11 protein-coding genes are annotated in these 12721 nt (G+C 62.4%); 5 read left to right on the top strand and 6 right to left on the bottom strand.

Annotated elements, in window-relative coordinates:
* The first annotated feature begins 2 nt into the window (after positions 1 to 2).
* The 5 genes from ACY34H_RS01215 to ACY34H_RS01195 are packed head-to-tail and all read left to right on the top strand — an operon-like array spanning position 3 to position 3986.
* A complete protein-coding gene (locus ACY34H_RS01215; RefSeq protein WP_464975654.1) occupies positions 3 to 251 on the top strand; it encodes an acyl carrier protein in 249 nt (82 codons plus the stop codon).
* A gap of 1 nt (position 252) precedes the next feature.
* Positions 253 to 1119, top strand: a complete 867-nt coding sequence (locus ACY34H_RS01210) for a hydrolase 2, exosortase A system-associated (RefSeq protein ID WP_464975653.1) — start codon at positions 253 to 255, stop codon at positions 1117 to 1119.
* Entirely contained in the window at positions 1109 to 1996 is an 888-nt protein-coding gene (locus tag ACY34H_RS01205; RefSeq protein WP_464975652.1) for a hydrolase 1, exosortase A system-associated, read from the top strand. The genes ACY34H_RS01210 and ACY34H_RS01205 overlap by 11 nt, the downstream gene beginning before the upstream one ends.
* Positions 1993 to 3276, top strand: a complete 1284-nt coding sequence (locus tag ACY34H_RS01200; protein ID WP_464975651.1) for a glycosyltransferase — start codon at positions 1993 to 1995, stop codon at positions 3274 to 3276. The genes ACY34H_RS01205 and ACY34H_RS01200 overlap by 4 nt, the downstream gene beginning before the upstream one ends.
* Positions 3270 to 3986 (top strand): tetratricopeptide repeat protein, encoded by a 717-nt coding sequence (locus ACY34H_RS01195; RefSeq protein WP_464975650.1) that lies wholly within the window; start codon positions 3270 to 3272, stop codon positions 3984 to 3986. The genes ACY34H_RS01200 and ACY34H_RS01195 overlap by 7 nt, the downstream gene beginning before the upstream one ends.
* Positions 3987 to 4002: 16 nt before the next feature.
* Here the strand turns inward: ACY34H_RS01195 and ACY34H_RS01190 are convergent, their stop codons facing one another.
* The 6 genes from ACY34H_RS01190 to ACY34H_RS01165 form a co-directional block, all read right to left on the bottom strand.
* Positions 4003 to 5217 carry a VanZ family protein gene (locus tag ACY34H_RS01190; protein ID WP_464975649.1) on the bottom strand — a complete coding sequence of 405 codons (1215 nt, stop codon included), beginning with the start codon at positions 5215 to 5217 and terminating at the stop codon, positions 4003 to 4005.
* Positions 5218 to 5226: 9 nt separating this feature from the next.
* Positions 5227 to 6597, bottom strand: a complete 1371-nt coding sequence (gene prsR / locus ACY34H_RS01185) for a PEP-CTERM-box response regulator transcription factor (protein ID WP_464975648.1) — start codon at positions 6595 to 6597, stop codon at positions 5227 to 5229.
* Between the two features lie 67 nt (positions 6598 to 6664).
* Positions 6665 to 8701, bottom strand: coding sequence for an XrtA/PEP-CTERM system histidine kinase PrsK (prsK, locus tag ACY34H_RS01180; RefSeq protein ID WP_464975647.1), 2037 nt, complete (start codon positions 8699 to 8701; stop codon positions 6665 to 6667).
* A 34-nt stretch (positions 8702 to 8735) separates the two neighbouring features.
* Positions 8736 to 10139, bottom strand: coding sequence for a TIGR03013 family XrtA/PEP-CTERM system glycosyltransferase (locus tag ACY34H_RS01175; protein WP_464975646.1), 1404 nt, complete (start codon positions 10137 to 10139; stop codon positions 8736 to 8738).
* A 69-nt stretch (positions 10140 to 10208) separates the two neighbouring features.
* Positions 10209 to 11255, bottom strand: coding sequence for an SDR family oxidoreductase (locus ACY34H_RS01170; protein WP_464975645.1), 1047 nt, complete (start codon positions 11253 to 11255; stop codon positions 10209 to 10211).
* Positions 11256 to 11273: 18 nt separating this feature from the next.
* Positions 11274 to 12563: a nucleotide sugar dehydrogenase gene (locus ACY34H_RS01165; protein ID WP_464975644.1), complete on the bottom strand. Its 1290-nt coding sequence runs from the start codon at positions 12561 to 12563 to the stop codon at positions 11274 to 11276.
* Positions 12564 to 12721: the final 158 nt, after the last annotated feature.

Raw genomic sequence — 12721 nt, 5'->3', positions numbered from 1 at the left:
ACATGTATCTCGACGAAGTGAAGCAGATTGTCATCGACGTCCTCGCGCTGGGCCCCGCAGGCCGCTCGCTGGACGAACATTCCGCCCTGCTGGGCAGCATACCGGAACTGGATTCGATGGCGGTCGTCCAGCTGATCGGCGCACTGGAAGAGCAATTCGGCTTCAGTGTGGACGACGACGAGATCAGCGCCGAAACCTTTGCCACGCTGGGCAGCCTGGCCGCCTTCGTGAAGCACAAGCAAACGGCCTGACATGAATGCCCTTGCCGCCGCGCCGCCGGCGCAACCGTTCTTCCTGGACACCGGTGCGGCGGCACGCTTCTGTCTCTACCACGCGCCCGTTGGCGCATGCCGCGGCGCCTGGCTCTACCTCCACCCATTTGCCGAGGAAATGAACAAGTCGCGCCGCATGGCCGCGCTGCAGGCGCGCGCCCTGGCACGAAGCGGTTACGCCGTGCTGCAGATGGACCTGTACGGATGTGGCGACAGTGCCGGCGATTTCGGCGATGCGCGCTGGAATATCTGGCAGCAGGATGTGGCACGCGGCCTTGCCTGGCTCGAGCAGCACAGCGGCTGCGCCGCAGGCCTGTGGGGCTTGCGCCTTGGCGCCCTGCTGGCGCTGGATGTGGCACAGGTGCGTCCGCTGGCGGGCCTGCTGCTGTGGCACCCGGTCACCAACGGCAGTCAGTTCCTCATGCAGTTCCTTCGCCTGAAAGTGGCCAGCCAGATGCTGGCGGATGGCAGGGATGGCAAGGAAAGCAATAGCGGCGGTAGTGGTGGCACCGCCGCGCTGAAACAAGGTCTGGTGGCCGGGCAGCCCCTGGAAATCGCCGGCTACACGCTCGCCCCCGCCCTTGCGCTGGCAATCGATGCGTGCAACGCGGAGAAATTCCGTCCCCCAGCCTGCCCGGTGTACTGGTTTGAAATGGCGGCTGAAAGCAGCCGCCCCCTGTCGCCTGCCGCAGCACGCGTCACTGCGGCATTGGGCATTGGAGATGCGAGCATTGCAACGCGCGTCGTTGCCGGACCGCTTTTCTGGGCAACGCAGGAAATCGAGGAATGTCCCGCACTGCTCGACGCCACCCTCCAATCGCTGTCGCAGCCGTGCCATGCAGCCTGACGAACAAGCGCTCGTCGTCCCATGTGCCGGTGAATGGCTGACGGCGATCCTGAGCCCTTCCGCTTCGCCTGCGCGGCGTGGTGTGTTGATCGTTGTCGGTGGTCCGCAATATCGTGCCGGCAGCCACCGCCAGTTCGCGCTGCTGGCGCGCGCCCTGGCCGCCCAGGGCATACCGGCCATGCGCTTCGATTATCGCGGCATGGGCGACAGCAGCGGGCAGGCTCGCGCTTTCGAGGATGTCGATGCCGACCTGCGTGCCGCGATCGACCACTTCATGATTGCCGTGCCAGGCTTGCAGGAAGTCGTGATCTGGGGCCTGTGCGATGCGGCCAGCGCGGCACTGTTCTATGCACAGCATGACCGCCGGGTGTCCGGCCTGGTACTGCTTAATCCATGGGCGCGCACGGCGAATGGCCTGGCGCGCGCCACGCTGAAGCACTATTACCTGGAGCGCCTGCTGCAACCGGCACTGTGGAGAAAGATCGCCAGCGGCCAGTTCGAATTCGGCAAGGCACTGCGCTCATTCACCGGCCTGCTTCGCGCATCGCGCGGCGGTGCGGCCGCGCCCCCAGCGGTGCAAGCGCCCACTCCGCTCCCGACCATGCCTGCCAGCCCGAACCTGCATGCCCGCATGCTGGCTGGCTGGCAGGGCTTTTCGGGGCCGGTCCTATTGATCATCAGTGGCGCCGACCTGACGGCGCAGGAGTTCCTGGACATGGTAAAGGCATCGCGCCAGTGGCGAAAGCTGCTGGCCGCGCCGCGCGTGCAGCGCCGCACGCTGCCGGCAGCGGATCATACGTTCTCGCGCCGCGAATGGCGCGACCAGGTCGCCGCATGGACGGCGGCATGGGTACTCGACACCGGAGCGCGGGCATGAACCGCGTATTGATGGTTGCCTATCACTATCCGCCGATGCGGGGCAGCAGCGGTATTCAGCGCACGCTGAAGTTTTCGCAATACCTGCCGCAGCACGGCTGGCAACCGCTGGTGTTGTCCGCCAGTCCGCGCGCCTATGCCAACAGCGGCGACGACCAGTTGGCCGAAATCCCTAGGGAAGCGATCGTGCACCGCGCCTTTGCTCTCGACACTTCGCGCCATCTGTCGGTACGTGGCCGCTATGTAGGCTGGATGGCGCTGCCCGACCGCTGGGTGTCCTGGTGCCTTGGCGCGATTCCGTCCGGGCTGCGCATGGTTCGCAAGTACAGGCCTCAGGTAATCTGGACTACCTATCCGATCGCCAGCGCGAAGCTGATCGGCCTGGTGCTGCACAAGCTGACGGGCCTGCCATGGATTGCCGACCTGCGCGACCCGATGACGGATGTCGACTATCCCGCTGACCCGCTGACGCGGCGCGTCTATCGCTGGATCGAGGAAAAGACGGTGCGCAACTGCACGCTGGCCGTGTGCACGACACCAGGCGCGATCGTCACCTATACGAAGCGTTTTCCCGATATTCCCGTCAGTCGCTTTGCGCTGATCGAAAACGGCTATGACGAGGAGAACTTCGCCAACGCCGCCGCCTCGCAAAAGCCGGCTGCGCCCGCAGCAGGCCGGCCATTCACGCTGATCCATAGTGGCATCATCTACCCGTCCGAGCGCGACCCGGTGCCGTTTTTCGAAGCGCTGGCGGATCTGAAGGCCGCAGGTACCGTGACATCGGCGCGGCTGCGTGTGATATTGCGCGCCACCGCTCATGACGATTACCTGATACCGCTGATCGAAAAATATGGCATCGGCGACATCGTCAGCCTGGCTCCGCACATCGCCTACCGCGACGCGCTGGCCGAGATGCTGGGAGCGGATGGCCTGCTGGTATTGCAGGCCACCAATTGCAACCACCAGATCCCGGCCAAGCTGTACGAATACCTGCGCGCACGCCGGCCAGTGCTTGCATTGACCGACACGACGGGGGACACCGCCGCCGCATTGCGCCACGCCGGCATCGACACAATCGGCCCGCTCGATGACAAGGCCGGCATCCATGCGGCCCTGCTGCACTTCCTCGCGCTGGCGGAAGCAGGCAGTGCGCCGCTTGCTTCCGACGAAGCGGTGGCCGCGAACTCCCGCCGCGCCCGCACGGCGGAACTGGCCCGCCTGTTAACCGCGGTAACTGTCAACGTCCCCAACGCACAGGTGAAAGGAAGCGAAGCATGCTGACCTTTGGATCGACATTGCGACACATCTTGCCGGCGGCATTGCTGCTGGCTGCCGCGGCCACCAGCGCGAAACCGTATTGCGGCGAATTGACCAACGCAATGGGGCCGTTCGACTATCGCGAACCGCCACCCGATGCACTGCACCTGGTTGAAATGGCCCACTACACCGAGGAGGTGGCTGCGGGCGTGAAGGGCAACACAGGTGCCATCGGTGGCGACCTCGACTACACGTTGCGTGCATTCCCGAACCACGTGAAGGCGTTGACGACGATGGCAATGGTGTCGGCGCGCATGAAGGTCAACCAGCTGCCCAGTGCCAGGTATCCGGTCGAATGCTATTTCGAGCGGGCCGTGCGCTTCAAGCCGGATGACGGCCTGGCGTGGGGCGCGTACGGCAAGTACCTGTACGGCGCCGGGCAGGAGGAACGCGGCATGCCCTTGTTAAAGAAAGCCTATGACATGGCGCCGGACAACCCGTCCGTCAATTACAACCTCGGTATCGCCTACTTTCGCGCCAAGCAGTACGACCTGGCAGTGAAGCACGCAAAGATCGCCTACCAGCACAATTTCCCGTTCGACGGCCTGCGCAATATGCTGGTCGGCGCCCGCAAATGGGATGGCAAGGTGGAACCGTTGCCGGTCAAGGAAGGCGAGGCCGGCGGGCAGGATGACTCCACCGCCGAGCCCCCTTCGAAAACCGCGCTGCAGTAATCGTCGCCGCCTGGGCTTACCCCGGCCTGGCCGCGGCACGCCCTTCCGGCCCTGCTGCGCGCACGTTGCGGCCTCGCACGCACCATGGAATGACCCAGCCGACGCAGGCCAGTGCGACCTGGGTAATGTCCCCATACCTTCCCGGCAGCGATTGCTGCAGCCACTCCAGCATGAACATACCCAGCGCCAGCACCGCCGTGCCGATCACGGCACCGGCGTCCTGCCGGTGGAACGGCAGCGCCAGCCGCAGCAGGCAAGCCATCGCCATCGGTGGCCACAGGAATTCGAGGATATTTTCGAGGCCGGAAAGATCGTTCATCTGGCCTTCGAACGGCACCCAGTTGAACGCCGGTTGCAGCACCGCCGCATCGCCGGGCAATAGTTCATAGATCGCGAGCCCGGCAGCCAGCAGTGCCACCCCGACCATGGTCGATGCAGTCGGCTTCAGGCGGCGCGTCACCGCCAGCGCAGGCAACGCCAACGCCACCGCCGCGAGCAATTCCAGCGACAGCACGCGCCCGACCACCAGCATTTTCCAGCCGCAGACCAACGCCGCCAGTATCAGGTACAGCCGCAAGAAAGGCCGGCCGGAATGCAGCAATGTACACAGCAGGATGCCAAGCGCCACCTGGTAGCACCATAACGTCGCCAGCTTGCCCCAGCTGAACCAGTAGGGCTCCATCGCCGAGCGGTACAGGTAGCCCAGCTTGCTGCGTAGCTGGGCGATGTCGAGCGATGGCACCAGCGGTGTGGTTTGCGACAGCATCCATAGAGCGATGACGATCAGACCCGTACTGACCAGCGGGCCGGGACGGAACCAGTCGTCGCGCAGGCGCAGCAGTGTGGCGCCCGGCATCGTACGGCGGTTGACCAGCGCCCCGAACAGTCCGCCGATGACGCTGCCGCCGAAATTCATCGCCACATCGACCAGTGACGGCACCCGCGACGGCAGGTACTGCTGGCAAATTTCGATGCCCAGGCTGAGCGCGGTGCCGGCAACCGCAGCCAGCAGCAATCCTGCCGCGAATGGCAGGCGCCGGCCGCACCAGGCTACCATCAGCAAGCCAAACGGCATGTAAACCAGCACGTTCTGGATGACGTCGCCCTTATCCAGGTACGTGGGCATCGTATACAGGAACGCGAGCGGCGCAACAGGCGCGGCTCCCCATGCAAACGGATACCAGCTGCCGTAGACCAGCAGTGCGGCATACAACAACAGCAGAAAGCCCATTGGCGACCGTCAGGCCGAGACCACCGTGGGCCGGATCGCGTGGCGGTCCATCAGGTCATACAGCGTCGGGCGGCTGACACCGAGCAGCTCGGAAGCCTTGACGATGTTGCCTTCGACCCGCGCCAGTGCCTTGACGATCGCCTTGTACTCGGCTTCGTCGCGCACTTGGCGCAGGTTCAGCGGCTCGTCTTCGACCGGGCCCAGGCCCAGCCCCAGATCGTCCGACGTGATCGCGGGGCCGTCCGCCATGATCACCGCGCGCTTGATGCAGTTTTCCATCTCGCGCACATTGCCCGGCCATTGGTGGCGGGCGATCTGCGCCATCGCATCAGGTGCGAAATGCAACGCCGTCCGACCTTCCTGCGTGCAGAAGCGATTCTTGAAGTGCTGTGCCAGCAGTACGGCATCGCCGCTCCGGTCACGCAGCGGCGGAATCGTCAGCACGATTTCGGACAAGCGGTAATACAGGTCTTCCCGGAACTTGCCGCTGGCGGACAGCGTCTTCAGGTTCTGGTGCGTGGCGCAGATGATCCGCACGTCGACCGGGATTTCCTCATGGCCGCCAACGCGCTCGATTACCCGTTCCTGCAGGAAGCGCAGCAGCTTCGCTTGCAGCGCCATTGGCAGGTCGCCCACTTCGTCGAGGAAGAATGTACCGCCGTTGGCCAGCTCCACCTTGCCCTTGGTCTGCTTGACAGCCCCGGTAAACGCGCCTTTCTCGTAGCCGAACAGCTCCGATTCCAGCAGCGTTTCAGGAATCGCCGCGCAGTTGATGGCCATGAAGCGCTCCTTGGCGCGCGGCGAAAGCTGGTGCAGTGCGCGCGCCAGCACTTCCTTGCCGGTGCCGCTTTCACCCAGCACCATCACGGTGGCGGAGCTTGGGGCCACCTTCTCGATATTGCGGCATACCTTCAGCATGCCAGGATCGCGGCTGATGACGCCAGACAGCGGCGAATCAGCCTGCCCCTGCTGCAACCGGTGGTGCTCCTGTTGCAACCCGTGCAGCACGAACGCGCGCTGGATCACCAGGTTAAGCAAATCGGGTTCACACGGTTTCTGGTGGAAGTCGTAGGCGCCCATGGCAATTGCCTTGACCGCGTGACTGCGGTCCTGGTTGCCGGTGAGGACAATCACCTTCGTGTCCGGCAGCAGTGCCAGCATCTGTTCCAAGGTGGCCAGGCCTTCGGTGGCGCCATCCGGATCGGGCGGCAGGCCCAGGTCCATCGTCACCACGGCGGGTTCGTGGCGGCGCAACTGGGCCAGCGCGGCTTCGCGATCGCCGGCAACCACGACGTCGTAGGCGTCCAGGCTCCAGCGCAGCTGCTTCTGCAGGCCGGGATCGTCCTCGATGATCAACAGCTTCGGTTTGGTTTGCGTCACAACAGTCCTCTTGCCGGGCTCCCGGCTTTATCTCCGCTTCAGCGATCGGCGCTTCAGCTATCGAATTTTAAGCGGCGGCGCCAAGCGCGTCAGCGCGGTACAGCGGCAGCGTCACCGTAAACGTGGTGCCTTGCCCGGGCTCGCTGCGCACATCGAGCTGCCCCCCCAATTCGTGAATATATTCCCGGCTTTCAAAGGCACCAATGCCCATGCCGGCCGACTTGGTCGAGTCGAACGGCTTGAACAGGCGCTCGCGCATGAACTCGTCGTTCATGCCCTGTCCCGTATCGCCGATTTCGATCGTGACCGCATTCTCGGTGCCATCGACGTGCACCCATACCCGGCCATCGCGCGGTGTTGCCTCGATCGCGTTCTGGATCAGGTGCCCCAGCACGCGTTCCAGGCGTTCGGCATCGGCAAGCACGTGCAGGCCGGGCAGGCCCACCTGCAGTACCGGCCTCGGCTCGAATGCCCCCTTCAGCGCCACCGCTCCCGCCAGCACCTGGTCCACGGCCAGCGGCCGCGCATGCTCGGACGTCGCGGTTCGGCTCAGTTTTTGCAGCATCAGTTTCATCTTCTGCACCGAATAGCTTACCGTATCCTGCATATCGCGCTGGAATTCGGGGTTGTCGCGATGCTTTTCCGCATTCGCCGTCAGCAGCGACAGTTGCGCCACCAGATTTTTCAGGTCATGTACAACGAACGTCGATAGCCGGTTGAACGAATCGAACTGGCGCGCCAGCATCAGCGCATTGTCGGCCTCCTGCTGTGCCAAGTAACTGGCTGCCTGCGTACCGGCCACCTTCAGCAAGTCCAGTACTTCCCAGTTCAGTGCAACAGGGCTGCGTGGCTGCAGCAGTACGATAAAACCAAGCAGCCGGCCATGCAACATCAGTGGCACCACCAGCCATGCGCGCGGAAAGCTGCGCAGCCATTCCGGCAGCACCGGCTCGTCCGCCATCTGTTCATCCAGGTCCACCACCCACTGTTTTTGTTCGATGAAGCGGCAAAATGGGGAATCGGCCGGTTCGCTGGCTGCGGACGGCGCCGTATGCCAATGCGCGGCCGGCTCGCAACGCGCGTCGCGCCGGATCCACAGCGCGCCGCCGGGACTTTCGACGAGCGCCGCCAACGCCTGGATCGTCCGCTCGCCAAGGCCTGGTCCCGGATCCGACAGCGTGCGCGTAAAGCTCAGCCACTCATCGCGATAATCGTAGTTGTAGCGGTAGAAATGCTTGCTGATAGAAACCTTCAGCCAGGCACGGAAACTGCCAGAGAAGAGAATTCCCACCAGCAGGACAGAAGCGCCAAACAGGAATACCAGCTGCATCAGCGAGCCCCAGCTGCCACCGACGAAACGCAGGTAGTATGCAGCCGAACTCATCGTAAGCAGATAAATCGCGGAGCCAATCAGTGCCGCCGAATGGAACAGCATCCGGCGCGATACGGCCAGGTGCCCGGTCCAGGAAGCGCTGCGCAACAGCGACAGTGCCAACAGCGGCGCTGTCAGCGCATTGACCACGCCACGTGCGGCCCACAGGTCGAGGTTCAGTTCACGGAACAGCAGCATGTCGCTGTACATGTAAAAGTCGTAGGCAAAGATACCGCCCAGCCCCAGGCAGGCGAACTTGATGGCCCAACGGCTTTGCGTGCCGGCATTGCGATACAGCTGCTCGATCAGCAGCATGCCCAGTACTGCGGCACCGACGCGGCCGATCACGGTTACCTGGAACAGCAGCCCGGAAGGCAGGACCGGTTCGACTAGCGTCGCTGCCAGCAGCAGCAAGTACAGGATGATTGCAAACGTCAGCATGCCGCTGCGGCGGTGCGTTCCGCCAGCCAGGGGCAGCTGCCCGAGCATTGCGAACAGTACGGTTGTCCAGGTAGCGCCACGCAGCAGTTCGGCCAGTTCGGCCGTGACCTCCGGCACAACGCCGTAGGCGACGGCAATCATCGCCGCGCTCCACGACACTGTCGCGGCGCATGCGACAGCAAACAGGCTGGTGTGCGGTCGGCCGCGCCAGCACGTCAACAGCGGCGCGCACAAGAGCACAAACGCCAGCGCGGCGCTGGCATAGCTGAATGAAGCGGTACTGACCGGCATCAGAACTCCGCGCGGCCGCGCAGCCCGGGGCCGCTCAGCGGCCTCCCCTGAACATGACGACCTTGAAGGTGTCGATCAACACCAGCACATCAAGCAGCAGGCTGTTGTTCTTGACGTAATACAGGTCATATTGCAGCTTTTGCACCGCATCCTCGACCGAATCGCCGTAGCCATAGCGCACCTGTGCCCAACCGGTGATGCCTGGCTTGATACTGTGTCGCACGTTGTAGTACGGCACGCGCTCGGTCAGCTGTTCGACGAAGTACGGCCGCTCCGGCCTGGGGCCGACAAAGCTCATCTCGCCTTTCAGCACATTCAGGATCTGCGGCAGTTCGTCGATCCGCAGCTTGCGAATGATGTTGCCGACCCGGGTGACGCGTGGATCGTTCTTCGCCGCCCACTGTGGCTTGCCGCCCTGCTCCGCGTTGGTGAACATGCTGCGAAACTTTAGCACGCGGAACACGTTGCCGTTCTTGCCGACCCGCTCCTGGGAGTAAAAAATCGGTGCGCGATCCTCGATGTAGATCGCCAGCGCCGTCAGCAGCATCACCGGCAACGACACGACGAGCAACAGCAGGCTGGCGGCAACGTCGAAACTGCGTTTCATGAACGTGCGCACCCAGCTCTGGTCGAAGCCGCCGCCAAATACCAGCCAGCTCGGCTGTACCGAATCCACGCGGATCTGGCACGTTTCACGTTCGAAGAATGTGGTTGAATCGGTGACGCTGATGCCGTACAGCTTGCAGTCGAGCAGCTCCTTGATCGGGAACGTGCCGCCGCGCCGGTTCTGCACGGATACAACGATCTCGCTGACGCGATTTTGCCGTGCCAGCTGTACCAGGGACTTACCAGGCTCCAATGGCAGCAGGCGGTCGCGCGATACCGTGATGTCCTCGCCGGGAACCGCCACATAACCGGCCACGTGGTACTTGTGATAACTGCCGCTTCGCGTGACCAGTTCGCCGCACTCCTTGGCCAGTTGACCGCAACCGACGAAGATGATGCGCGACTCGAGGATCGACAGTTCGGAGCTTTTCAGGAACACCATGCGCGCCAGCACGATGCCGGTACCGGAAATACAGAACACCAGGATCAGGATGCCGCGGCCGAAGTACAAATCCGGCGCCAGGTAAAACACCAGCGTGAGAATGCAGAAGCCCATCGCGAACGAAGGCATCAGTTGCAGGAAGAACGGGTTGCGCAGGCCTTCGCTGACCTTGACCTGGTACATGCCCAGCGCGCTCATCGAGAACACGATCGCAGCCGCGAACACGCAGGCAGACATGAAGAAATGATCGAGCTTCGGCAGCACGAATTCGTCACCGTCGAATATCCGTAGACCGGCACCCGCATAGAACGAACCGATGAGGATCAGGACTTCCAGGAACAACAGGCTGAACACTACCTTGGACACGTAGTGGTTGGAGATTCTCAACATTTTTACCCCCCAGGGCGTACACCTAGTTCTTATTCCCGTACCGTCGACCGCGGCTCGTGGAACCACTTTTCAGCTGGCACTAGCCAGGTGCTGCACGTACCAATCCATTGCTTCCCTGAGCCCGGCGGCGATGTCATGCGTCGGCGCATAGCCCAGTGATTCACGCGCCCGGGTAATGTCGGCCTGCGAATGGCGCACGTCGCCGGCCCTGAAGTTCTTGTACTGTGCTTGTGCGCCCTGCAGGTGCGGGAAACGCTCCTGCAGCAGCTCGCGCATCATGTGATATAACTGGTTGAGGCTCGTGCGCTCATTCAGCGCAACGTTGTAGACGGTGTTTATTGCATGCGGCTCGGTCGCCAGCGCAGCCAGCAAATTGGCCTGCACCACGTTATCGATAAAGCAGAAGTCGCGGCTGGTTTCGCCATCGCCGTTGATGAATACCGGCCGGTTGTCGATCATCGCTGCCACCCATTGCGGGATCACGGCGGCATATGCACCCTGCGGGTCCTGTCGCGGCCCGAACACGTTGAAGTAGCGCAGGCCGATCGCCTCGATACCGTAGCAGCGTGCGAACACATCGGCATACAGTTCGTTGACGTACTTCGTCACGGCGTATGGCGACAATGGCTTGCCGATCAGGTCTTCCATCTTCGGCAGGCCGGGGTGATCGCCATAGGTGGAACTGGAGGCGGCATACACGAATCGCTTCACTTTGGCGTCGCGCGCGGCCACCATCATGTTGACGAAGCCGGTCACGTTCACATCGTGCGTGCGCAGTGGATCCTCGAGCGAGCGGGTGACGGAACCAAGCGCTGCTTCGTGCAGCACGAAGTCAATGCCCTCGCAGGCACGAGCGCAGGTTTCGGCATGGCGAATGTCGCCTTCGATGAAGTGGAAAGCAGTCCAGTGCTGCTCGCCAACGGCCTCGCGCACCTGGTCGAGGTTGTGCTGGTGGCCGGTGGAGAAATTGTCCAGGCCCGTCACGTGCTGGCCAAGTTTCAGCAACGCCTCGGCCAGGTTGGAGCCAATAAAACCGGCAACACCCGTCACGAGCCAGCGGTATTGCCGGCCGCGAAGGTGTTCCGCCACGTTGTCGAACTTGCTCACGGCACGCATACCCTATTGTTCCGGCTTCTACAGGCGCCAGACGGTGTAACCCGCCTCACGCAGGCCCGACAGAGGGAACTGCGACTTGACGTCGATGAAGCAGCCGCCATCATCCAGCTTCGATGCCAGGTCGTTCAGCGACAGCGCCAGCAATTCCTGATGCGATACCGCGGCCACCAGGGCGTTCGCGCGGGGCAGCGACTCCCAGCTTTCCAGCTTGATGCCGTATTCGTGCATCGCTTCGCCAGCGTCGGCAACCGGGTCATACACGTGCACGTCCAGCCCATACGATTGCAGTTCCGCTACCACGTCCGCCACCTTCGAGTTACGCAGGTCCGGGCAGTTTTCCTTGAACGTCAATCCCAGCACGTTGACCTTCGCGCCTTTCACGTGGCAGCCGGTGGCGATCAGTTCCTTGACCGTTTTCTCCGCCACGAACTTGGCCATGCCATCATTGATGCGGCGGCCGGCCAGGATGACTTGCGGGTGATAGCCGATCATTTCGGCCTTGTGCGTCAGGTAGTAAGGATCGACGCCGATGCAGTGTCCGCCTACCAGGCCTGGACGGAACGGCAGGAAATTCCACTTCGTACCGGCGGCTTGCAGCACTTCGAGCGTATCGATGCCGATCCTGTCGAAAATGATCGCCAGCTCGTTCATCAGTGCGATGTTCAGGTCGCGCTGCGTGTTCTCGATGACTTTCGCTGCTTCGGCCACCTTCACGCTCGAAGCGCGATAGACGCCGGCGGCGATGATCGACTCATACAGTTGCGCGACGGATTCCAGGGTCGCCGCGTCGTCGCCGGAAACCACCTTCAAAATGGTGGTCAGCGTATGCTGCTTGTCTCCCGGATTGATTCGCTCCGGCGAAAAACCGATATGGAAGTCTTCTTTCCATTTCAGGCCGGACTGCTTCTCGAGGATCGGAATGCACACTTCCTCGCTCGCGCCAGGGTAGACGGTGGATTCGTAGACGACGATCGCACCGCGTTTCATGTGCTTGCCGACACTGGTGGAAGCACCGATCAGGGGGCCGAAATCGGGATTGTGCGCGCTGTCCACCGGAGTTGGCACGGCAACCACGATATAGTCGGCTTGCGCCAGTGCCGCGGGATCGGTGGTAACCGTCAGGTAGCGGGCAGCCATCAGATCGCCCGTCGAGACCTCGCCGGTAGGATCGACGAAACGCTTGTAATTCTCGATCTTCGCTTCCGAAAGGTCAAAGCCGATCGTCGTACGCTTTTTGCCGAACTCTACTGCCAAGGGCAAACCCACATAGCCCAGCCCCACTACTGCAACGACTTGATCGTTTTCCATATCGGGTTCCGTTCGAGAATTACGATTTGTGTTTATGCCAACTGTATATCAAAAATTTAACTAATACAATATTGATAACAAGAATTCTCAGTTGGCGCGCATGAACCCAGCGGTCAGCCGCAATCGATAGCGGTCATTGTCTACTAGAAATTGCAGAA

It is taken from the genome of Pseudoduganella sp. jia 9 (assembly GCF_055502615.1).
This window is presented reverse-complemented; position numbering and strand designations above follow the sequence as displayed.

Bases quoted from the DNA above. Each gene is read 5' to 3' on its own strand.
- ACY34H_RS01215 (WP_464975654.1), top strand. From the start codon at position 3: ATGTATCTCGACGAAGTGAAGCAGATTGTCATCGACGTCCTCGCGCTG.
- ACY34H_RS01210 (WP_464975653.1), top strand. From the start codon at position 253: ATGAATGCCCTTGCCGCCGCGCCGCCGGCGCAACCGTTCTTCCTGGAC.
- ACY34H_RS01205 (WP_464975652.1), top strand. From the start codon at position 1,109: ATGCAGCCTGACGAACAAGCGCTCGTCGTCCCATGTGCCGGTGAATGG.
- ACY34H_RS01200 (WP_464975651.1), top strand. From the start codon at position 1,993: ATGAACCGCGTATTGATGGTTGCCTATCACTATCCGCCGATGCGGGGC.
- ACY34H_RS01195 (WP_464975650.1), top strand. From the start codon at position 3,270: ATGCTGACCTTTGGATCGACATTGCGACACATCTTGCCGGCGGCATTG.
- ACY34H_RS01190 (WP_464975649.1), bottom strand. From the start codon at position 5,217: ATGGGCTTTCTGCTGTTGTTGTATGCCGCACTGCTGGTCTACGGCAGC.
- prsK (WP_464975647.1), bottom strand. From the start codon at position 8,701: ATGCCGGTCAGTACCGCTTCATTCAGCTATGCCAGCGCCGCGCTGGCG.
- ACY34H_RS01175 (WP_464975646.1), bottom strand. From the start codon at position 10,139: ATGTTGAGAATCTCCAACCACTACGTGTCCAAGGTAGTGTTCAGCCTG.
- ACY34H_RS01170 (WP_464975645.1), bottom strand. From the start codon at position 11,255: ATGCGTGCCGTGAGCAAGTTCGACAACGTGGCGGAACACCTTCGCGGC.
- ACY34H_RS01165 (WP_464975644.1), bottom strand. From the start codon at position 12,563: ATGGAAAACGATCAAGTCGTTGCAGTAGTGGGGCTGGGCTATGTGGGT.